The organism is Gluconobacter roseus NBRC 3990, assembly GCF_006538885.1.
Lineage (GTDB): Bacteria > Pseudomonadota > Alphaproteobacteria > Acetobacterales > Acetobacteraceae > Gluconobacter > Gluconobacter roseus.
In genome coordinates this window covers 364,810-384,682 of record NZ_BJLY01000001.1, presented here as the reverse complement: position 1 = coordinate 384,682, position 19,873 = coordinate 364,810, and the positions used below count along the sequence as shown (strand labels likewise).

Annotated in this window: 19 protein-coding genes; 8 read left to right on the top strand and 11 right to left on the bottom strand. The window is 60.3% G+C overall.

Features of this window, described 5'->3' with window-relative positions:
* Positions 1-10: 10 nt before the first annotated feature.
* The gene (locus GRO01_RS01600; protein WP_062507374.1) at positions 11-574 is read right to left on the bottom strand and encodes a CvpA family protein; all 564 of its coding nucleotides are present in this window, start codon (positions 572-574) and stop codon (positions 11-13) included.
* A gap of 1 nt (position 575) precedes the next feature.
* Complete coding sequence (locus GRO01_RS01595) at positions 576-776, bottom strand: hypothetical protein (protein ID WP_244926363.1); 201 nt, start codon at positions 774-776, stop codon at positions 576-578.
* Between the two features lie 428 nt (positions 777-1,204).
* On the opposite strand from GRO01_RS01595, the gene GRO01_RS01590 reads away from it, so the two are divergent.
* Positions 1,205-3,067 carry a Hint domain-containing protein gene (locus GRO01_RS01590; protein WP_062507369.1) on the top strand — a complete coding sequence of 621 codons (1,863 nt, stop codon included), beginning with the start codon at positions 1,205-1,207 and terminating at the stop codon, positions 3,065-3,067.
* A 116-nt stretch (positions 3,068-3,183) separates the two neighbouring features.
* On the opposite strand, the gene hemA is transcribed toward GRO01_RS01590, so the two are convergent.
* Together hemA and GRO01_RS01580 are read right to left on the bottom strand one after the other, a co-directional pair.
* Positions 3,184-4,401 (bottom strand): 5-aminolevulinate synthase, encoded by a 1,218-nt coding sequence (gene hemA, locus GRO01_RS01585; RefSeq protein ID WP_062507367.1) that lies wholly within the window; start codon positions 4,399-4,401, stop codon positions 3,184-3,186.
* Positions 4,398-5,357, bottom strand: coding sequence for a LysR family transcriptional regulator (locus GRO01_RS01580; protein ID WP_062507366.1), 960 nt, complete (start codon positions 5,355-5,357; stop codon positions 4,398-4,400). Before GRO01_RS01580 ends, hemA begins: the two co-directional genes overlap by 4 nt.
* A gap of 99 nt (positions 5,358-5,456) precedes the next feature.
* On the opposite strand from GRO01_RS01580, the gene GRO01_RS01575 reads away from it, so the two are divergent.
* Positions 5,457-6,161, top strand: a complete 705-nt coding sequence (locus tag GRO01_RS01575) for a pirin family protein (protein WP_062507365.1) — start codon at positions 5,457-5,459, stop codon at positions 6,159-6,161.
* 163 nt (positions 6,162-6,324) lie between these two features.
* Positions 6,325-6,723 carry a YidB family protein gene (locus tag GRO01_RS01570; RefSeq protein ID WP_062507363.1) on the top strand — a complete coding sequence of 133 codons (399 nt, stop codon included), beginning with the start codon at positions 6,325-6,327 and terminating at the stop codon, positions 6,721-6,723.
* Between the two features lie 45 nt (positions 6,724-6,768).
* Here the strand turns inward: GRO01_RS01570 and GRO01_RS01565 are convergent, their stop codons facing one another.
* A complete protein-coding gene (locus GRO01_RS01565) occupies positions 6,769-7,740 on the bottom strand; it encodes an EAL domain-containing protein (protein WP_231490038.1) in 972 nt (323 codons plus the stop codon).
* 290 nt (positions 7,741-8,030) lie between these two features.
* Between GRO01_RS01565 and GRO01_RS01560 the strand changes: the two genes are divergently transcribed.
* Positions 8,031-9,314 carry an MFS transporter gene (locus tag GRO01_RS01560; protein WP_062507359.1) on the top strand — a complete coding sequence of 428 codons (1,284 nt, stop codon included), beginning with the start codon at positions 8,031-8,033 and terminating at the stop codon, positions 9,312-9,314.
* Here GRO01_RS01560 and GRO01_RS01555 read toward each other — a convergent pair.
* The 3 genes from GRO01_RS01555 to GRO01_RS01545 form a co-directional block, all read right to left on the bottom strand.
* A complete protein-coding gene (locus GRO01_RS01555) occupies positions 9,311-10,918 on the bottom strand; it encodes an NAD(P)/FAD-dependent oxidoreductase (protein WP_062507357.1) in 1,608 nt (535 codons plus the stop codon). The two genes, GRO01_RS01560 and GRO01_RS01555, sit on opposite strands and share 4 nt — an antisense overlap.
* Positions 10,918-11,535 (bottom strand): TIGR00645 family protein, encoded by a 618-nt coding sequence (locus GRO01_RS01550; RefSeq protein WP_062507355.1) that lies wholly within the window; start codon positions 11,533-11,535, stop codon positions 10,918-10,920. The genes GRO01_RS01555 and GRO01_RS01550 overlap by 1 nt, the downstream gene beginning before the upstream one ends.
* A 64-nt stretch (positions 11,536-11,599) precedes the next feature.
* Positions 11,600-12,181, bottom strand: a complete 582-nt coding sequence (locus tag GRO01_RS01545; RefSeq protein WP_062497638.1) for a DJ-1/PfpI family protein — start codon at positions 12,179-12,181, stop codon at positions 11,600-11,602.
* A gap of 160 nt (positions 12,182-12,341) precedes the next feature.
* On the opposite strand from GRO01_RS01545, the gene GRO01_RS01540 reads away from it, so the two are divergent.
* From GRO01_RS01540 to GRO01_RS01530, 3 genes are all read left to right on the top strand, one after another.
* On the top strand, positions 12,342-13,397 hold the full coding sequence (locus GRO01_RS01540) for a cation diffusion facilitator family transporter (protein ID WP_062507353.1): 1,056 nt from the start codon (positions 12,342-12,344) through the stop codon (positions 13,395-13,397).
* Between the two features lie 9 nt (positions 13,398-13,406).
* Positions 13,407-14,300, top strand: a complete 894-nt coding sequence (locus GRO01_RS01535) for a cation diffusion facilitator family transporter (RefSeq protein ID WP_141306737.1) — start codon at positions 13,407-13,409, stop codon at positions 14,298-14,300.
* Positions 14,301-14,500: 200 nt separating this feature from the next.
* Entirely contained in the window at positions 14,501-15,970 is a 1,470-nt protein-coding gene (locus GRO01_RS01530) for a chloride channel protein (protein WP_371857368.1), read from the top strand.
* 27 nt (positions 15,971-15,997) lie between these two features.
* On the opposite strand, the gene GRO01_RS01525 is transcribed toward GRO01_RS01530, so the two are convergent.
* The gene (locus tag GRO01_RS01525; protein ID WP_062507349.1) at positions 15,998-16,807 is read right to left on the bottom strand and encodes an acid phosphatase; all 810 of its coding nucleotides are present in this window, start codon (positions 16,805-16,807) and stop codon (positions 15,998-16,000) included.
* Positions 16,808-16,964: 157 nt separating this feature from the next.
* Here GRO01_RS01525 and GRO01_RS01520 point away from each other — a divergent pair, with 157 nt between their 5' ends.
* Positions 16,965-17,267, top strand: a complete 303-nt coding sequence (locus GRO01_RS01520) for a SelT/SelW/SelH family protein (protein WP_062507348.1) — start codon at positions 16,965-16,967, stop codon at positions 17,265-17,267.
* 9 nt (positions 17,268-17,276) lie between these two features.
* On the opposite strand, the gene GRO01_RS01515 is transcribed toward GRO01_RS01520, so the two are convergent.
* A complete protein-coding gene (locus GRO01_RS01515) occupies positions 17,277-17,648 on the bottom strand; it encodes a response regulator (protein WP_062507346.1) in 372 nt (123 codons plus the stop codon).
* Between the two features lie 25 nt (positions 17,649-17,673).
* Positions 17,674-19,695 (bottom strand): GAF domain-containing protein, encoded by a 2,022-nt coding sequence (locus tag GRO01_RS01510; protein ID WP_231490049.1) that lies wholly within the window; start codon positions 19,693-19,695, stop codon positions 17,674-17,676.
* Positions 19,696-19,873 lie beyond the last annotated feature (178 nt).

Here is a 19,873-nt window from a genome sequence, read left to right as displayed (position 1 = left end):
CGGACTGGTTTTACAAGGACGCGTCATGGCCGCTTGTGGCCGGAGACGCAAGATGTGGTTGCAGGAAATGAGGCAGATAACCTGTCAGATGGGTCGCCCCGGCGGCGATGTAAGGCCCAATGAGGCTTCCCTGCATCACATAGGTCATCCAGGACCCGAAAAAAGACCCCGCCAGAAGATAAAGCACGATCAGGGCCACATAACCGCGCGCCACCCCGAACACGGCCCCCAGAATACGGTCCACGCCCCCGAACAGCACACCCCGCGCCGCCATACCGATCCGCGCGCCGATCATGGTGAAGACCAGCAGCACGATCACGAACAGAATCGCCGTACTCGCGCTGCCAGCCAGCGCGGCCTGATGCAGATAAGGCTCCAGATAGGGCTCGAGCAGTCCATGGAACCGATAGGTCAGGACAATCGCCCCGACCCAGGCCAGCAATCCGGCCAGTTCGGTCGCAAAACCCCGTGTCAGCCCCCACAACGCCGAAAGCCCCATGATGACCAGGGCTGCGATGTCGAGACGGGTCAGATCGTCAGGGTTGATATGGGACAGGTCTGGCAAAGGCGGCATGTCACGGCAGCTTCGTCGAGCGGAAACGGCCCCCCTTGTAGGGACGGATGCCATTGGCGCGCAACTCGTCCGCCAGACGGATGCGTTCGTCGATCTCTTCCCAGACCAGCGCGGCATCAATATCGCGCGCCTTCCAAATTCTTTCCAGAAGCACAATGAACGCTGCACTGTCCCGCACAAGGGCCGGCCGGTCGTTGATCATGACATCAAGCACACAGGAGGCACCAGCGACCCCCAGCCGCTGTGAAAGCTTCGTGGCTTTCCGGTTCTTCCGGAAAGGAACCGATTTTTCCTGTGATGCCATTACAACATGATGAGCGGAAGACCGTTGGCAGGCAACCCGGTCACCGTCTTTTCCTGATGCGATCCTGCGCTGTTTTCTTCATGGAGGAAGCATTTCAGCGCCGATTCACATGACAGTTGGCTCCAAAAATCATTCCGGCAAGTGATTGGAAAATCACCATTTAATATTTTGTAATTGTCGTTTTCATTTTTGAAACACGAATGATGTTGCACTCGAATTACCCAATAATTAACTCTTCTCCTGAGACAACGCGTCACAAGTTAGGTCAAGGACTTTTCCCCCGCTTTCCAGCGGCATGGCTCCTGACCTCATCAGGACTCAATGACATGACAAACTACTGGATGGGCGGCGCAACCGGCGACTGGTTCGTTGCTGCAAACTGGACCACAAACACTGTCCCCCAAAGTGCAAACTGGGATGATGTAGTCGCCGGTACGGCCGACAACCAGACGGTCACGATCACTGCTACGCAGGCGAATGCAAAGAACTTTGGCACACTGACGGTCAATCCCAATGCGACACTGAACGTCACGGTTACGTCTTCCGACGCCAGCGCCACGGTTTTCAACACCAACCAGCTGACGGTCAAGCCGGGTGGAACGATGAATATCGCCACGTCTGGTGCGGTAAGCCTTGGCAGCAATCCGACCGTTAACGGAACCCTGCAGATCAGCGGCAATCCGACCGTCACGATCAACAGCCATAGTGTCGGCGGCGCGGGAACCCTGATCCTTGACGGAACGTCTCTGGGCAACGCTAATGCCATGTTCCAGATGGGATCGTCACTGACGACCGTCCTGCAGAACGGCGCATCGCTGTACGTCAACAATGCCGTTGCCGGCAAAGAGATCATCTTTGGCCGTGACGCAGTCAATGGTACGCCCAGTCAGCTTGTCTTTTCCGATTACCAGCAGACGGTCCAGACCCCGATCACAGGGTATGACGCGAATTCCGTCATCACCATCGAAAAGGGGAACTACACCCCTGTCAGTGCCACATTCACCAAGAATGCGGGCTCGAATTACACGCTGACCATCACCACCAATCCGGGTGGGAACAACATTACGCTTACGAACGTCTCCTTTGGTCCGAATTCCGGTGTCGGCACCCCAAGCATCGTGACGAATGCCGACGGAAGCTGGAGCGTCGTCAATGGTGCGACCGGATATAACGGGCAGATCTGCTATCTGGCCGGGACCATGATCCTGACGCCTGACGGTGAACGCGCCATCGAAACGCTGACGGCTGGTGATCAGATCACGGTCCATGAAAACGGTGCCACCCGCACGCAGACCATTCTGCGCGTCGGCCATGCCCATGCGACAACCGGCACGACCGGACATGCGGACATGGATGCCGTTCCCGTGCGTATCCGTGCCGGAGCACTGGCCGATGGCGTTCCCAGCCGGGACCTGCTGATCACGCCCGAGCACTGCATGATGCTTGAGAACAGCTTCATTCCGGTCCGCATGCTCGTCAATGGCATGAGCATTGTCTATGACCATGCGATTACGGAGTACGACTACTACCACGTGGAAACAGAACGGCATTCGGTTCTGGTTGCAAATGGTGCGCTGTCGGAAAGCTTTATGGACGCCGGTCATCGCCCCTCTGCCCTGATGCAGGGCAATACGGTGAGCCGCCTGCACGGCCTGAGCTGGGAGAAAGACGCAGCCGTACCGCTGGTCACCGACCGCAAGCATGTTGAGCCCGTTTTTGCGGCACTTGCCCTGCGTGCGGAAAAGCTCGGTTATGCTCCCGTAAAGACCGATCTGACCACACAGGCTGCAGACGCGACCCATCTCGTTCTTGAAGATGGAACAGCCCTGTATCCGATCCGTGTGCGCGGCGAACAGTTCGTCTTCATGCTTCCCGAAGGCTGCACGAGCGTTCGCATCATCAGCGCAGCTGGCCGTCCGGCTGACCGCATCGGCCCCTTCGTCGATGACCGTCGCACACTGGGCGTTCTCGTGGGTGAAGCCACTCTGTGGAGCGGCGAGCAGACGCACCGTCTTTCGACGCATCTTTCAGACCCGTATGCCGATGGCTGGTGGGGCATTGAAAACAGCAGTGCCCGCTGGACCGGTGGTAACGCCCGTCTGGATCTGGGGTCGGCACTGAAGACGTCTGGTGGCATCCTCAGCCTCCAGATCCTCGGTCACGGTATTCAGACCCAGGCTGCGGCCTGAGCGTCATCTGCACCGTTGATTAACACTAAAAAAAGGCAGGCCCCGAAAGGGTCTGCCTTTTTTAGTAATCGCTTCTTAAAGAGGGACGATGGGAGCCATCAAAGCTCCCCCCCTTCTCAGGCTGCAGCGGACTTGGACGTCTTGAGCTGACGCTCCTGCCACAAGGTCGCCAGAGCCTCGACCAGTTCGTCGATCATCTCGTTCGTATGCAGCGGCGTCGGCGTAATGCGCAGACGTTCCGTGCCACGCGGGACAGTCGGGAAGTTGATCGGCTGGATGTAGTTACCAAACCGGTTCAGCAGTTCATCTGAAAGATTGCGGCACAGTTCCGCCTCACCCACCATGACCGGAACGATATGGCTCGGGTTCATGACATGCGGGATGCCGGCCTTGTCCAGAGCCTGACGCAGATAGGCCACGGCCCGCTGCTGCCCTTCACGCTCGGCACTGCTATTGCGCAGGTAACGCACGCTGGCGAGGGCACCAGCCGCAATCATCGGCGGAAGAGCTGTGGAGAAAATGAAGCCAGACCCGAAGGAGCGGACAAAGTCGCAAAGCGCGGCGGATGCAGCAATATAACCACCCACAACGCCATAACCCTTGCCGAGCGTACCCTCGATCACTGTCAGGCGATGGGACAGACCCAGCTTTTCGGCCACACCCGCACCGTGATCGCCATACATGCCAACCGCATGAACCTCGTCGAGATAGGTCATGGCACCATATTTGTCGGCCAGATCACAGAAGGCTTCGATAGGCGCGATATCACCGTCCATCGAATAGACAGACTCGAAAGCGATGATCTTCGGAACATCCGCCGGAAGCTCTTTCAGACGACGCTCCAGATCCTCGACATCGTTATGACGGAAGATCTGCTTCTCGGCGCGGGAATGACGGATACCCTCAATCATGGACGCATGATTGAGCTCGTCGGACAGCACAACACAGTTACGCAGACGCCCCGCGATAGTGCCCAGCGTCACCCAGTTCGACAGATAACCGGAATTGAAAAGCAGCGCGCTTTCCTTGCCATGCAGGGAGGCGAGCTCTTTTTCCAGCTCCACATGATAGTGGTTGGTGCCCGAAATATTGCGGGTTCCGCCTGCTCCAGCGCCCGTTTCGTCCAGTGCCGTATGCATGGCTGTCAGGACTTCGGGGTGCTGCCCCATGCCGAGATAGTCGTTCGAGCACCAGACCGTGACATCACGGCCCAAGCCATGATGGAAAGCCTTGGGGAAGTTACCGGCCCGGCGTTCCAGATCCGCAAAGTAACGGTAGCTGCCATCCGCATGCAGACCGTCAAGGGCGGACTGAAACATCGCATCATAGTTCATCGCGTTTTCTCCTGCCCGGCACTGTAATCCTGTGACACGATCTCGCCAAGCACTCTCTCCAGATAAGCCAGCAGAACCCGCAGCCGGGCTGACATCTGCGTCCGCGTAGCCCCGCATCCCGTGACAATAAACCAGACAGACAGTTCGGCCCCCGTCCAGCCGGGCAGCACTTCTACAACCCGGCCGCTTTCCAGATCCGGCCGCAGCATGAATTCCGGCAGAAGCGCGATCCCCAGACCCGCCCGGATGGCTGGCAGGAGCATATCCCCGCTATTGGCGGTCACACGCCCTTTCAGTCTCACGGAAGCCTGCCGGCCATCTTCATGTTTCAGACGCAGGAAATCCGGAACCGGCGCATTGGCATAAAGAAGGCCCGGCTGCCCCGCCAGATCCTCGGGATTTTCCACCTCGCCCAGCCGGGCACGAAACTGCTCCGAACAGACAAACCGCGTGACGGACCGGCACAGCAGAAACGCCTGCCCCGATACGGCCGGACGGAGCAACCCGGACGTAATCCGGACAGCCGCCTCAAACCGCCCCGCAAGTAGATCCACAACCCCGTCATCCAGATTCATATCCAGCGTGATGTCCGGATAGCGTTCCAGAAATCCGGGCAAGGCGGGCCCGAGCACCTCGCGACCGAATGTCATAGGCGCCGCCAACCTAATCAGACCCCGCGGTGTGGCCGTGCCTTCCCGCAATTCGGCTTCCAGCCCTTCACCTTCCGAAAGGATGCGACGCGCCCGCTCAAGACATTCCGCTCCCTCTGCGGTCAGGGAGAGATGACGCGCACTGCGCTGGAACAGCGTCGTTCCAAGCCGATGCTCAAGACGCCCCATGATCTTGGAGACAGTCGGCGCCGAAAGCCCGAGGGAACGCGCGGCGGCAGCAAAGGAACCGCTTTCCGCCACCCGCGCAAACACGGCCCAGCCTTCCAGATCAGGCAGGCCGGTCATGTGGTTTCTGGAAACTTCACATTTCCATCCTTTCCATTTTCTTCATGACCTCCCTACCCCATTATCTGCAACAAGACATCAATTCAGGAGCATGATCCCATGCTGGACATCAGACCGTTCGCTTCTCTCGGCCACGCCGATCACGGCTGGCTCGACGCCCATTATCATTTCTCCTTTTCGGATTATCACGATCGCAACCGCATGCATTGGGGCCGCCTGCGCGTCTGGAATGACGACCGCATCGCACCCCATAACGGCTTTGGTGCACATCCTCATCGCGACATGGAAATCATCACCTATGTCCGCACCGGCGCCATCACGCATGAGGACAGCCTCGGCAACCGTGGCCGGACAGAAGCGGGAGACGTGCAGGTCATGTCCGCAGGCAGCGGCATCGTCCATTCCGAATTCAACCGGGATGACGACGCCACAACACTCTTCCAGATCTGGCTGATTCCAGATGGCACAGGCGGCAAGCCGTCCTGGGGCACACGTCCGTTTCCGCGCCATGAACGCAACGGCCGGTTCGTCCCGCTTGCCTCGGGTTTCCCGGAAGACAACGCCCTGCCCATCCGCACCCGTGGCCGTGTTCTGGGCGCGACCCTCAAGGCCGGTGAAACGCTAACCTTCGAGACGGACAGGAGCATGTTCTCCTATCTCGTTCCGGCGACCGGAAGCGTGGAGATCGATGGTCAGATCGTCGGACACAGGGACGGTGCGGCCCTGAGCGACGTGGAAAGCATTACCCTCACCGCGCGGGAAGATGCAGAAATTGTTCTGGTGGAAAGCGCCGCTTTGCGTTGAACCGTGTCTGCATCAGAAGTGTGACAACACGCCCATTTCCTGTGACAAACAACACAGAAAGGTGTTTCCAGATGCCGGCACCCTTTGGTCAGAGAAAACGTTCTGGATGCAGGGCCACCAGCCCGGCAGAGGCCCGTTTTCTCCTGACGAAAGGAGCCTGACAATGACCGCTCAGAACACATTCACATCCAAGTCTCCGGCCTCTGGCACCGGCCAGACCGAAGCCCAGGCTGCAACATCCGTCTTCATCCGTTTCGGCGACTGGCTGAGTGGTGCAAGTACGGATCGTTCAGGCATGACAGAAGTCACCATCAAGATGATGAAAGAGGACTGCCAGCTGGCCACAGCGATTAGTGAAATCCGGCTTCCCCCCTCCACACCCCTTTCGCCGGAACAGGTCGAAGATCTGATGGGAGAGAGACGTCTGAATCACATCTGTGAAGAAACCGGACAGTCCCCCGAGGCGGTCGAGAATGCGCTGACCGAGGTACTGCCGATGCTCGCCTCCATGCTTCGGGAAAACCCGGAACGGCTGTTCAGTTATCAGTGCAAGATCAACTGAACACTCCGTTCCAGACTGAAGTCCTGCACATGGCGGGAGGTCTTTTTACAAACCTTCCGCCGTTCTTGCCATGCGTCGACGGCGTGGTCGTCCCGCCGTCTCTTCAAAACGTTCGGTGATCTGTGCCGTCGTTTCAGGCGTGGCAAGCACCGTTCCCGATGCTTCCACACACCCAACTTTCTGAACAAAAGAAAGCAGATCAGCTGAATCCACGCCGACACCCCTGACCTTGAGACCCAGCGCTTTGACTGCATCCAGAGCCGCCCGATAAAAAAGCATGGCTCCTTCATCCAGAACCGGTGCATCGCCGGACTGTTGCCAGCACATCCCGGACGGGGTGAGCATGGACACATCGAACTGCACCCCATCCAGCAACCCGCCCATGGCGCGTTCACGCAGCAGGCTCAGGCTGGATGGCGCGCTACCAAATCCCCCAAGAAAAATCTGACACCCCTGATCGCGCAGAGCAGACAGGGTGTAACAGGTTTCCTTGTCGTCCTGCGCCAGACCACTTTCCTGGAATACAAGATCGAGCCGACTGACCGGAAAACCACTGTTCTGAAGAACGGCATTCAGGCGGCCATTGAAATCCCCATCCGGCGCCTGATCATCTTCCAGAGACACCATCAGACGCATACCGTCGGGCCATGTCGCCGCCTGCGAACACGCATTTCCCAGCAGATCCGAGTCAAACTCCCGCTGCTGCTGCCCCAGGCTCTTGCGACGGCTCTTGCGCAGTGTCCGGCGCGGAACCGAGAGCCAGAGCTGGCTCATATCCACCTGTGCCCCGATTACCTTGTCTGTGCTACTGCGCCCCATCACGAAACGAGGCAGCCACCGCAATGGTGACAGTGCGCTCTTCTGTCGTGCCCTGCGGCTCCGCAGGGTCGTGGCAAACATCCCTGCACTCGATGCAGTGATGGCTGTGGCATAACCGGCGCTACCTTCCGGCAGTTCAGACAGTCCATCTGCCATGACTGTCCGGCCGGCATGCAGGTTCTGAGGGGCTGCCGGCACCGAGGTCGCTCCCTGTCCTAGATCATCCAATGCGGACACCTCCGTTCTTCATGTCAGGGACAATGGCGCCCAACAGCCTAATTTTTCCTTAATGCGGTGGGCTTTTCTGATGCACATTGAAGGACATACGCTGTCTCATACCCATCCGCCCTATTCTGCAGTGCCCCTCCAAACTCTTCGTTCGATCAATCCGGACAAAGCTGTTACGGTTTCTCGTCCGGATGTTCTTCCGGGCCTGTGACACCCCTTCGGCACGGGTTTTCTCCGTGACCGGGACAGGACCTTTCTGCATGACGGATGCCACGACCCGCTCCGCCGTACCTCCTTCTTCCCAAGGCTCGCTGCGTGCCCTCCTGCCCTACTGGCAGGTCACTTTTGCGTCTTTTCTGGGCTGGTTTCTGGACGCTTTTGACCAGACGACACTCATGTTCACGCTGCCGGATATCGCCCATGATTTCGGGTGCACGATTGCCGATCTGGGGGCTGTTCTGATGGGACAGTCCATCGGACGTGCCGTCGGGAATACCGGTTGGGGGTGGCTGGCTGACCGCTATGGTCGCAAGCCTGCTTTCATGCTTGGCGTGGTGTGGTTTGCGGTCTTTTCCGCTCTGACAGGCCTCTCCCATCACTTTTATGTGCTCATGGCCGTGCAGTTCATGTTCGGAATCGGCTTTGGGGGCGAATGGACCGCATCGGCCGCACTTTTGATGGAAAGTGTGCCAGCCTGGACGCGCCCGATGGCTTCGGCGCTCATGATGTCCGGCTACGAAGTCGGGTATTTTGTTGCCGCAGCCGTGCAGGCACTGGTGCTGCCGCATTATGGATGGCGCATCCTGTTCTTTATCGGTCTGGCTCCGGCCCTTCTGGCGCTGTTCGTGCGGATTGGCGTGCCCGAGAGCCCAGTCTGGCTCCGCAACCGCGAAGCCCGGCTGGCACAGGGGCGCCGGGAACATATCCAGCCGAAACTGCGTCCGAAATTCCGCCTGACTGGCGCAGCCTTTCAGGCCATTGCGTTTATGAGCTTTCTCGAATTCCAGAAAGCCGCGATCTACACCTATTATCCGACGATCCTGCGCGGCAGCCATCATCTGACGCAGCAGGCGGTCTTCTGGCCCGTCACGCTCTACTGCCTTGGATCATTCAGCGGAAAAGTATTCTGCGGCTGGCTGGCCGAACGGTTCGGGGAAGTCCGCGTCATGCTCAGTGCACTGGTTGTCGTGATGCTGACAATATGGCCGTTCCTGAGTGCACCTGGCTGGAACATGCTGCTGATTGCCGCCTTCGTCATGGGCGCGGCGGCTTCGGGCATCTTCGCCCTTGTCCCACATTATCTGGCACAGCGCTTCCCGTCTGACACACGCAGCTTCGGTATGGGACTGGGTTATGCGCTCGGCTCCATCGGGCAGGGCATGGCACAGAAATTCGTGCCCATGTTCGGCCCCACAGCCCTCACCCTGCCTCTGTCAGCGGAGATCTTCGTGCTGGGCACCAGCCTTGTGACCGGTGCCATCGCTCTCATCCGCCCGAAAGAACTTCCGGGCGAACACATGGAAGGCGACGAGACGGCCTCTTAAAGAGAGGCCGCCAGCCACTCCGCCGCGCGGATACCATCAATCCCGGCGGAGAGGATGCCGCCGGCATATCCTGCGCCCTCGCCCGCTGGGAACAGGCCCCGCAGCGTCGGACTTTGCCCTTCACGGTCACGACGCAGCCGGATCGGAGAGGACGTCCGCGTTTCCACGCCGGTCATGACCGCATCTTCCATCGAAAATCCGCGCAGCTTGCGCTCGAACTGCGGCAGGGCCTCGCGGATGGCATCCGTCACGAAAGCCGGCAGGCATTGCGTCAGATCCGTCGGCGTCACACCCGGTTGGTATGACGGCACGACCGCACCGAGCGATGTAGACGGACGGCCTGCCAGAAAATCCCCGACCCTCTGCGCCGGCGCGTTGTAGTTGCTGCCACCCGCGACGAACGCAGCTTTTTCCCATTTCCGCTGAAAAGCCATGCCGCCCAGCACGTCGTCCGGAAAATCCAGTTCCGGCTTCACTTCAACGACGATACCGCTATTGGCATTACGCTCGGCCCGCGAATACTGGCTCATGCCGTTGGTGACGACCTGTCCTTCTTCGGATGTCGCCGCCACGACCTGCCCTCCAGGGCACATGCAGAACGAATAGACCGCACGGCCATTCGAGGCATGATGGACGAGTTTGTAATCCGCCGCCCCCAGCATTTCATGCCCGGCGCTCGCCCCGAAACGGGCCACGTCGATCACCGACTGCGGATGCTCGATCCGCACACCGATGGAGAACGGTTTGGCATCCATTTCCATCTGAGCATCACGCAGCATCTCGAACGTATCGCGCGCCGAGTGTCCGACAGCCAGAATGACACGTTCCGCCGGTAGCGTTTCACCATTGGACAGACGCAGGCCGCGCAGACACCGCTCCGTACCCTCGCCTTCCATGTCGAACCCTTCCACGCGGGTCTCGAACCGGTACTCACCGCCCAGACGCTCGATTTCGGCGCGGATGAACATGACCATCGTGACCAGCCGGAACGTACCGATATGCGGTTTGGAAATGGTCAGGATTTCTTCCGGCGCTCCCGCGCGCACGAATTCTTCCAGAACATGCCGCCCCAGATGGCGCGGGTCCGAAACGCCGGAATAGAGCTTGCCGTCCGAGAACGTCCCCGCCCCGCCCTCACCGAACTGCACGTTGCTTTCAGGCGTCAGGACGGATTTGCGCCACAGTGCGAACGTATCGACCGTCCGGGAACGTACATCCTTGCCACGCTCGATGATGATGGGTTTCAATCCGGCCTGTGCCAGCGTCAGCGCCGCCATGATCCCACACGGTCCCGCGCCGATCACGACGGGACGCGGCATGCCTTCAGGCAGCGTCGCTTCCGGCGGATGATAGGTCATGTCCGGCGTCGGCCGCACATGCTGGTCGCCTTCATGCGCCGCCAGTACCGTGGCTTCATCGGCAACATCGCAGTCCACATTATAGACCAGCACGATATGGCCACGCTTGCGGGCATCATATCCACGACGCGCCACATGCAGGGCCTTCAGGCCTTCCGGGGCAATATTCAGACGCGCAAGCACAGCCTCACGCAGCGCCTCTTCCGGATGATCCAGGGGCAGGCGCAGTTCGGTAATACGGATCATCAGTGGTGCCCGTCCCCTGCCGTTTTCGAGACAGCCGGCGCCGGATCAGCATGATGCGTGTCCGGGGAGCCTTCCATGATCCGGTCCATAATGGCCATCAGCACGCCGGAAACGACAAAGGCGAGATGGATACCTACGCTCCATTCCAGAGCCCGCGTCGAGGTCTCGTCCACGCGGATGAAGTCTGCCAGCACATGGATCGCGGACATGGCCACGATCGAGGCCATAAGCTTGATCTTGATGTCCCCGAACGTGACATGCCCGATCCAGCTCGGATAATCCTCATGGCTGCGGATATCGAGGCGCGAGACGAAATTTTCGTACCCCGAGAACATGACGATCAGCAGCAGGTTGGCCAGCAGAACCAGATCGATCAGGTCCAGAACGCCGACGAACACGTCGTCGAAATCCAGCCCTGAGGCTTTCAGTACCAGCCCGAGCAGCTGCTGGAAGAACTTGAAGGCCACCAGAAGCAGGCCAACCGTCAGACCAAAATAGAGCGGCGCCGCAATCCAGCGTGTCGCGAAAAACGCGCGCTCCATGAGGCCTTCCGCACGGCCAAAACTGCCGCTGCGTTGTCTGGGCTGCGGATCGGGAGAATGAGAGGAAGTCGTCATGCTCCCTCTCTACGATTTCAGGCTACGTTTCGCCACAGTGTTGTGAACGCTTAGCGCAAATCCCTTACGGCGTGATCTGCGTGCCCAGAACCTTGAGGAACTGCCCGATCCAGGCGGGATGCGCGGGCCAGGCCGGTCCCGTCACGAACTGGCCGTCCGTCACCGCACCATCCATCGGAACGGACTGGTATTCGGCACCGGCGAGCAGCACTTCCGCCCGGCAGGCCGGATAGGCCGAGATCTTCTTCCCCTTGATAACGCCTGCCGCCGCCAGAAGCTGCGGACCGTGACAGACAGCCGCGACCGGCTTGCCGCTCTCGACGAAAGCGCGGACCAGATCCAGCACACTCTCATCGGTGCTGAGCTGTTCCGGCGCGCGACCGCCCGGAATGACCAGCGCGTCATAGGCGTCGGCCGTCACACCCGCATAGGTCGCGTTCAGCGTGAAGTTATGGCCGCGCTTTTCGGTATAGGTCTGGTGCCCCTCGAAATCATGAATGGCCGTTGCGACCTGCTCCCCGGCCTTCTTGCCCGGCGAGACGACATCGACCTTGTGCCCGACCAGAAGCAGCATCTGGAACGGCACCATGATTTCATAATCCTCGACGAAATCACCCGCGATCATGAGAATACGCTTTTCAGCCATCGTCTCTTTATCCTTCTTCGTGTTCACACCCCTGACGCATCAGGAGCGCTGCCGTTCATATCAGTCACGACACCATGCCGCGCACGGTTCGGCAATAGATATGGGACGACCGCCTCACATGCAGTAAGGTCGTCCCTCAATTCTCACAGCACTGGCCTCCATGACCTCAGATCCCCATCACGACTGCGCCTGCGATCACGATCATCATGGCACCACCCTTCCTCATGAGCATCACGCGCATGATCATGTGGACCATGATCATGATGACCATCACCATGATCACGACCATTGTGACGGGCACAGTCATGGGTTCGGCTTCGGGCATGCCCATGTTCATGCCCCTGCGAGTTTTGGCACGGCCTTTGCCGTCGGCATTTTTTTAAACACGGCCTATGTCGCGGGGGAGGCCCTGTGGGGCGTCTGGGCCCACTCCATGTCTCTGCTGGCGGATGCGGGACACAATCTGTCAGACGTGCTTGGCCTCGCCGGGGCCTGGCTGGCGCAGGTTCTGGCCACGCGCCCGTCCAGCGCGCGCTTTACCTACGGCCTGCGCCGCTCGACAATCCTTTCGGCCCTTGCGAACGCCACGATCCTGCTGCTCGTCACCGGTGGCATCGTCTGGGAATCCGTCCTGCGCCTGTTCTCGCACCAGACTGTCCAGGGCGAGGTCATCAGCTGGGTGGCGCTGGTCGGGATTGCCGTCAATGCCGTGACAGCCCTGCTCTTCATGAAAGGCGCATCGAGCGACCTCAACATCCGTGGTGCCTTCATGCACATGGCGGCCGATGCCGTCATGGCGTTTTCGGTCGTCATCGCGGGGCTGCTGATCGCGTTCACGGGCTATACGATCATCGACCCGATCATGAGCCTGATCGTATCGGTTTCCATCGTGATCGGAACATGGTCGCTACTGCGGAGCTCGCTGAACCTGGCGCTCGATGCCGTCCCGGCGGGAATCGATCCTGACGCCGTGCAGGCCGCGCTCCTGTCGCTTGATGGCGTCTCCGGACTGCATCACCTGCATATCTGGGCCATGAGCACGACCGAGACCGCCCTGACCGTTCACCTCGTCTGCGATCCCACGAAACCCGTCAGCACGGATCTGGTCATCGCCCGCGCTGCCGAACTCATCCGGACGCGTTTTGACATCGCCCATCCTACTTTCCAGCTTGAAACCCGGCCTTCAGTCTGCGACACGCACCAGCCCTGCTGCTGAGGACATGTCATGACATCCACCCGCATCAAGGTCGCCCGCGCCTCTATCGTGCTGAGTGTGGTGGTGCTGGCCATCAAATACGCGGCCTATCTGGTCTCGGGCTCGGAAGCCCTGCTGTCTGACGCGATCGAGACCATCCTGAATGTCGTCGCAGCCGTCGGAACGCTTTGGGCCATGTCCGTTGCAGCCCTTCCCGCCGACGATAACCACCCCTATGGCCACGGCAAGGCGGAGTATCTCTCCGCCGTCATCGAAGGCGTGCTGGTCGTCCTCACCGCCATCGGCATTCTGGTCATCGCCATCCATGACTGGCGCCACCCCGAACCGGTCAACGCGCCCTTCTCCGGTGTCGCGCTTAATGCGCTGGCCGGACTGGTCAATCTCGCCTGGGGCCGCACCCTGATCACGGTCGGCCGCAAACAGTCCTCACAGGCCCTTCAGGCTGCGGGCGAGCATGTGGTCTCGGATGTCTGGGCGACGGTAGCACTCGTTATCGGCGTGTCGCTGATCCCGCTGTTCAAATGGGACCGGCTCGATGCCGTGCTGTCCGCTCTGGTGGCGCTGAACGTCATGCGCGCGGGCTTCTCCATGATGAAGCACTCCCTGTCCGGGCTGATGGACGAAGCGCCCTCGCCCGAACAGATGGATGCGGTCAAGGCCGTGATTTCCGAAAGCGCCACGGGTGCGCTCGAGGCCCATGACCTGCGCATCCGCAAGGTCGGCGCCCTTTCCTTCGTGGAGTTCCATCTCGTGGTCCCGAGCACGCTTACGGTCCACGATGCCCACGAGATCTGCGACCAGATCGAGGCCGCCATCCGCTCGGAACTTGGCCGCGCCTCCATCCACATCCATGTCGAGCCCGAAGACAAGGCCAAGCATTCCGGCGCTCTGGTCCTGAGCTGACGCCCGTTCAGAACCGTGGCGAATCCGCCCTGACCGTGCGGTTTATGACACAGTTGGAGGCGGATTGGCCCTTCTGCGCCCCATCGGTCGAGAACCCTTGACCCTCCTCCCGCGTTGGTGGCAGGTGCAGATTATCAGCGCACGGGCCTGAACCGGGCGTATCCTCCACAGCCTGACCCTCCCTCCCGGACGTCCGAATATTGGCCGATACACCGCCTCCTTCTCCCGTCGCCGCTGTTCCTCCCGAGCCTCCGGTGACGGACACCCGCTCTTCGCAGCATGCCATGCGCCGCAAGGACCGCATCCTGCATCTGCGTCGCTCGGCCAAGGTGACGACAAACCAGTGGCGCCGCACGGCGGTTTACTGGGTAGGCGCGGTTCTGGTCGGCATCGTGGCTGTCCTGTTCGCCCGGCTGGGTGACTGGGCGGCTGGCGTACGTCATCACATCGTGGCCTGGCATCCCACCGCCATGCTGGTCGTCGCCCCTGCAGGGCTGGCCCTCATAACATGGGCCACGCGCACCATCTTCAAAGGCGCGCAGGGCTCCGGCATCCCCCAGACGATCGCGACCCTGCATATCGAGAACGTCACTGTCGTGGACCGCGTGCTGTCCCTCAAGACGTCCCTCGGCAAGATCCTGCTGACGTCTTTCGGACTGATCTGCGGCGCCTCCATTGGCCGTGAAGGCCCCAGCGTTCAGGTCGGCGCGTCCATCATGCACGCTTTTTCCCGCCTGCTGGGACAATCCAACATCGCCGCCCGACGCAGCATGATCCTCGCCGGTGGCGCTGCCGGCATGGCGGCCGCGTTCAACACGCCGCTAGCGGGCATCATGTTCGCCATTGAGGAGCTGTCCCACTCCTTCGAACAGAAGACCTCGGGCCGCACCCTGACGGTTGTGGTTCTATCCGGCGTCACCGCCATCGCACTGATCGGAAACTACACCTATTTCGGCCATGCAGATGTGGACGTGCCGGTCGGTACGGCGTGGATCGCGGTCCTGACCTGCGGCATTCTTGGCGGCCTCGCGGGTGGCAGCTTCTCGGCCATTCTCATCAAGGCATCGCGTGGCATTCCCGGCCGCATGGGTCAGTTTGCCGCCACACGCCCGATCGCTTTTGCCGCCGCCTGCGGCTTCGTGCTCGCCCTGATCGGTCTCGTCTCCAAGGGCGCAACTTACGGCACGGGCTATGATCAGGCCCGTGCCATTTTCAACGGCACCGAGCATTACCCGGCTTCATTCTTCATCCTGAAATATCTGGCGATGATCGTCTCATACTGCTCCGGCATTCCGGGCGGTATGTTCGCACCATCCCTCGCCATTGGTGCGGGGATCGGCGGCTGGGTGGAACAGTTCCTCCCCCACACCACGCCTGGTGCTGTCGTACTTCTCGGCACCGTCGCGTATTTCTGCGGCATGTCGCAGTCGCCTCTGACAGCGACGATCATCGTCATGGAAATGTGCGACAACCAGCAGGTCACGCTGGCCCTGCTGGCCACCTCCTTCCTGGCGTTCGGCGTGTCAAAAATGATCTGCCCACATTCGCTCTACAGCAGTCTGGCCGACCGGTTCATGGAAGCCAATGACCGCGGGCGTCACCACAACCATTCCCCACCATCTGTCCAGCCCGCGCTAACACCTTCCGAAAGTGAAAAAGCGGCGTCCTGATCTTTTAGCACGCTACTCTGCAGCCTCTTATGGCTCTGTCAGCAGCGAGTGCACCGCAGCATCATGCTCTACGGCGCATCGGCCGGCGTCAGGAGCCGCAGCGTCCCCCTGCATCGCGAGCAGTTCGCGACGCGCCGCAGCCAGATCGTCCTGAAGCTCCGGATTGGCCAGCAGCGTATCCATCAGTGCTGAAGCGTTCAGATACCCGGCCTGAACGTCAGACTTCCAGTGCGCGCCACAAACGATCCGGCTTTCTCCAAACACACGCCCGCGCTGAAGAATGGCAGAAGCATGTTCTGGCATCAGATGCGCCAGAAGCAGCGCCATCCCATATCCCGCTGTCGTATGACCGGACGGATAGGAGGCATGCAGCCCCAGCCCTTCAGGCGACGTACAGATCGGCAGGTTCGTGCCCACGAAAGGCCGGGTGCGATGCCAGTATTTCTTGACCTCAGACGTCCGGTGACCAACGACATGACGGATCCGCTCCAATACGCGGGCCAGATGCGGCGCCTTGGCCAGATCAATGTCAAAACCCGCCGCACAGGAAAAATCCCGGACCAAATGGTCTGGCGACAGATCCGCATCGCTCTGCGCAAGTGTCCAGCGCGGCGTGTCCTTCAGCGCACGCGTCACACGGAACACCCGGTCATCATCCAGCTGCGCAGCACTGTCAGGCGCAGGAGGCGGGGCAAGAACAAGGCGTTCGTCCGGAGCAGCGCTGTCCGGCAGGATCCCAGCCTGAACCGAAGCAGTTTCATGCGTTGAAGACGCACAGCCGGAGAGAGCAGTCGCACACAGGACAAACGCAACGGGCAGACGAAAGGCAGAATGCATGGGCCAGCAAGTTCCAGTCAGGACAAAGGAAGGAAGTAAGGAAAGAACAATCCGTATCCTTAACGTTCACTGCCCGCCTCGCGAAGACTTTGACGCGTGAAAACCTCATGACAGTCTGTGTCACCGGAACATCCTACAGCCTCAACAGGAGCCACTCATGACAACGCCGCTGCCCCGCATTTCCATCCGCTACTGCACCCAGTGCAACTGGCTGCTCCGTTCAGGCTGGATGGCACAGGAACTGCTGTCCACCTTCGGGCAGGCACTGGGTGAGGTTGCCCTGATCCCCGATACCGGAGGACGCTTTGAAATCCACGTCAATGACACCCTGATCTGGGAGCGCAAGCGCGACGGCGGTTTTCCGGGCCCGAAGGAACTGAAACAGCGCGTCCGGGACGTTATCGATCCTGACCGTGACCTCGGCCATACGGATCGCCCTGCATCCCAGCCCGAAACCTGATCCGATGGATCAGGGCATCGTCTCGAATGTCTGCCTGATCCGGTCGAGGCTGTAAGGCTTGGGAACAAACATACCACGGACCGGCAGGCGCACCTGATCTGCCGGCATGTCCGCCGAGGTCAGGATGATTTTCACCGGAGGCCAGCGTTTGCGGGCGATGGCGGCGAGTTTCTGCCCGTCATCACCATCCGGCAGATGGATGTCAGCAAACAGGTAGCGGATCGACGGATCCGTTTCGAGAAACGCAATTGCTTCCGCTGCCGTCCGGGCGCTCAGAGTCCTGAAGCCGGCATCCTCGAAATAGTCCTCGGACATCATGCGAATAAACACGATATCTTCAACAATCAGGATCGTTGGCCGTGTGTCAGGGTCCTCCGGCATAAAAATCACGGGTCTCCAGTCAGTATCAGATCGTTGCGAGCGACAGGGTCGGGGCGGTCAGATCTGCACATAAACCCGTCGAAGCATAACGAAGTTCCGTTTTTCCGTATCGACCCAGTCCGGCCTTGAGAAGACGCACGCCAAACCCCGTCCGCTGCGGCGGTGTGACGGCCGGACCACCCGTCTCCCGCCAGCACAGCGCCATGACAGTTCCGCCATCCGTATCCGCAATCGTCCAGTCCAGTGAGACCTTGCCTTCCGGCACGCTCAGCGCCCCGTATTTCATGGCGTTCGTCGCCAGTTCATGCAGCAGCATCGAAAAAGACGTCGCCGTATCCGGCCCCAGCTTGAGAAACGGCCCCGACACCAGAACCCGGCTCTCCACACCCAGCGGCGTCAGCACCCCGCAGACCAGACTGGCGAGATCCGTGGACTGCCAGTTCCGGCGCATCAGCAGGTCATGCGCCGCACTGAGCGCGACCAGCCGGGACGTGAAGGTCGTCAGCGGCCCCTGATCGTCCACGCCCCGAAAGCCCTGATGGGCCAGGCTCTGCACGATGCTCAGCGTGTTCTTCAGACGATGCAGGATCTCATGATTGACGATCTCCTGACGCGCCTCGGCGTCCCATTCGTCAAGCGCCGTGAAAACCCGGTCTGCAGCCATGCGGATGAAGGACGTCTCATCCAGCGTCCACTCCCTGGGCGTTGCGCTGTGAACGAACAGACATCCCGTCAGCTCGCCATGGTCCATTTTCGGTACGACAATCTGGGCCTCGACCTGCACCGCACGGCACGCTTCCTGCTCCTCATGCATCCAGGACGGATTGGAGAGATCATCAAGAATGAGCACCGCCCCGCTGCGCAGGAAATTCGAGACCCGGCGGAAGGACTGAAACGAAAAGCTCCCCGCGATCGGCGGCACATCGGGCGCGCACCATCCCCGCTCGACAGTAAAGAGTTCGTCACGCACCGAAACCGCTGAAAACCCAACCCGCTGAACATCAAGCCGGTTGCCCAGAAGCTGGCACGCTTCATCGAGCGCCTGCTGTCGCGTCGTGGCCGTCCGCAAAGCGTCTCCGACGGCCAGAAGCGTTGTCAAACGGCTGATCGCATTCCGTTCGGGCGTGATGTCCTGAATCGTGCCGATCAGCCGGATGGGGCGGCCGTCCTCGTCACGGTCCAGCACGCCCTGACGCAGGATCCAGCGTTCCTTCAGATCGTCCGCGCGGATGATGCGGTATTCCAGCTTCAGAGGCGCGGACCCGTCCAGCAGCTGTGCCAGAACCGGAATCTGCGCTCTGTCCTCCTCATGCACGCACATGACCCACTCAGCCGCCGTCACGATCTCCCTGACGGGCACACCGATGATCCGGCAAACTTCCGGGGAGACGGCAATATCCCCGCTGCCCAGATCATATTCAAAAATTCCCACGCCCCCGGCTGCGCCCGCAGCCTGCTGGATGGCGTATTTTTCGACGGCCCGGCGCCGTTCCGCATCGGCCTGCCGTGCCTGTCGCGTGGCGCGTTCGCGGCGGATCTGCTGGGCGGCCAGACGCCGCTCCTGCGCCACCGTCTCCCGGCGCATCCCCATAAGACGCATGGCCTGCCGTGCCAGAGCCCCCAGCCCGTTATGCTCCTGCGGCGAAAGACCTTCGGGGCGTGTCTCAAGATCCACGACACACAGCGTGCCAAAAATCTCGTTCTCGGCCGTAAACAGCGGATATCCGGCATAGAACCGCAGACCCGGCACGCCGCAGACAAGACCGTTCTTCCGCGTGTCAGGATCCGCCATCATGTCCGGGATCACAACCGGCGCCCTGAGCGCAATCACCGCAGCACAGCCGGAATTGGCAAGCGCGCCCCTTGGCTGGTCCGTTCCGAACCGCGCGGAAAACCAGAGCTGGTCCCCGTCCAGAATACTGACGAGCGCAATCGGCGCCCGGCAGAGCGCCGCTGCGGCAACGGCAATATCGTCGAGATCGAGATCCGAAAATGCCTGCAGATCCCCGTATGCAGTCGGATCAGCCGGAACGTCCGATGAAAGCACTGTCTTCAAATTCTTTTTCTGAATGGAATCCGTGCTCTGCATGGCACGAACATAGCGTTATTTCATCCTTGCACAATCCAGCGTGAACCGGTCAGCGAAATATGTTCCGGAATCATAACATATAACCATCATCAATCGGCCCGTATGACGACTCAATCCCGGACATCGTCACGGCATC

Excerpts from the sequence above, each read along its gene's own strand:
- GRO01_RS01600 (WP_062507374.1), bottom strand. The coding sequence starts at position 574 with ATGCCGCCTTTGCCAGACCTGTCCCATATCAACCCTGACGATCTGACC.
- GRO01_RS01535 (WP_141306737.1), top strand. The coding sequence starts at position 13,407 with ATGACATCCACCCGCATCAAGGTCGCCCGCGCCTCTATCGTGCTGAGT.
- GRO01_RS01555 (WP_062507357.1), bottom strand. The coding sequence starts at position 10,918 with ATGATCCGTATTACCGAACTGCGCCTGCCCCTGGATCATCCGGAAGAG.
- GRO01_RS01525 (WP_062507349.1), bottom strand. The coding sequence starts at position 16,807 with ATGCATTCTGCCTTTCGTCTGCCCGTTGCGTTTGTCCTGTGTGCGACT.
- GRO01_RS01515 (WP_062507346.1), bottom strand. The coding sequence starts at position 17,648 with ATGCCGGAGGACCCTGACACACGGCCAACGATCCTGATTGTTGAAGAT.
- GRO01_RS01560 (WP_062507359.1), top strand. The coding sequence starts at position 8,031 with ATGACGGATGCCACGACCCGCTCCGCCGTACCTCCTTCTTCCCAAGGC.
- GRO01_RS01580 (WP_062507366.1), bottom strand. The coding sequence starts at position 5,357 with ATGACCGGCCTGCCTGATCTGGAAGGCTGGGCCGTGTTTGCGCGGGTG.
- GRO01_RS01520 (WP_062507348.1), top strand. The coding sequence starts at position 16,965 with ATGACAACGCCGCTGCCCCGCATTTCCATCCGCTACTGCACCCAGTGC.
- GRO01_RS01590 (WP_062507369.1), top strand. The coding sequence starts at position 1,205 with ATGACAAACTACTGGATGGGCGGCGCAACCGGCGACTGGTTCGTTGCT.
- GRO01_RS01550 (WP_062507355.1), bottom strand. The coding sequence starts at position 11,535 with ATGACGACTTCCTCTCATTCTCCCGATCCGCAGCCCAGACAACGCAGC.
- GRO01_RS01575 (WP_062507365.1), top strand. The coding sequence starts at position 5,457 with ATGCTGGACATCAGACCGTTCGCTTCTCTCGGCCACGCCGATCACGGC.
- GRO01_RS01545 (WP_062497638.1), bottom strand. The coding sequence starts at position 12,181 with ATGGCTGAAAAGCGTATTCTCATGATCGCGGGTGATTTCGTCGAGGAT.
- hemA (WP_062507367.1), bottom strand. The coding sequence starts at position 4,401 with ATGAACTATGATGCGATGTTTCAGTCCGCCCTTGACGGTCTGCATGCG.
- GRO01_RS01540 (WP_062507353.1), top strand. The coding sequence starts at position 12,342 with ATGACCTCAGATCCCCATCACGACTGCGCCTGCGATCACGATCATCAT.
- GRO01_RS01570 (WP_062507363.1), top strand. The coding sequence starts at position 6,325 with ATGACCGCTCAGAACACATTCACATCCAAGTCTCCGGCCTCTGGCACC.
- GRO01_RS01595 (WP_244926363.1), bottom strand. The coding sequence starts at position 776 with ATGATCAACGACCGGCCGGCCCTTGTGCGGGACAGTGCAGCGTTCATT.